The sequence below is a fragment of the Blautia sp. AF32-4BH genome, from assembly GCF_003460565.1.
Lineage (GTDB): Bacteria > Bacillota > Clostridia > Lachnospirales > Lachnospiraceae > Fusicatenibacter > Fusicatenibacter saccharivorans.
Map to the genome: position 1 here is coordinate 409 of NZ_QTVL01000045.1, position 783 is coordinate 1,191.

1 protein-coding gene is annotated in these 783 nt (G+C 47.3%); it reads left to right on the plus strand.

Going from position 1 to position 783, the window contains the following annotated elements; genetic code table 11:
* Positions 1-586: 586 nt before the first annotated feature.
* The coding region (locus tag DWZ44_RS18025) for a DUF3847 domain-containing protein (RefSeq protein ID WP_117805441.1) at positions 587-783 on the plus strand (197 nt) is incomplete at its 3' end.

Sequence of the window (783 nt, forward strand, 5' to 3'; positions counted from 1 at the left end):
CGATCTGCTATGTTGTAGCGTTCTTGGTTTCGGAGATTTTTTAATATTGAGCCGTTGATCGGTGGAGTAAACAAGAAAGGAAGCCACCAAAAAGGGGGCTTCCTTTCTTTAATATCGGCAAATGTGTTTATTTTTGATTATCACAGTTTGTAGCCGGTGATGTATCGGTCGCTACCAACTTCGCCAGTGAAGAAATCGTTAAGGGAGCTGCAAGCGAAGAATCTCTAATACGACAGATTCAAGTTTGGCGAACTGATAAAATCCCTTTAGGAACTAAAGGGCGCACTTCTATACTCTCTGTCGAGAGTAGTGCGTCCTGCGGAGCTTCATTCTCCGTCAGCAGAAAAAAGCTGCATGACCGAGAATGTTTCGTCACTTCGTTCCGTCAAGGTGGCTACACCCCCTTGCGCTGCTAATGCGGCTATCCCTTGTGTACTTGCCGTCCGCAAACGGTTTTGACAAACCGTTCGCCGCCAGCAAGTTTGGAAAAACAAATACCGAAAATCAGACCGTTGACTGGTCGCACTATGCGAAAAGTTGACGGTCTTTTTTTATCCCCAAAATCAAAAATAGGAGGTCAATCACAATGACAAAACCGAAAACCCTTGACCAGCTCCGAGCCGAAAAGGAACGGGCCGAGACGCAGCTTGCACAGGAACAGCACAAGCTCAACCGTCTTGAGAACAGAAAGAAATATCTGGAGAAAGGCGAAAGGCAGAAACGCACCCATCGTCTTTGCAATCTGGGCGGCACGATTGAGAGCCTTGCCCCGGAGGTCAAAGA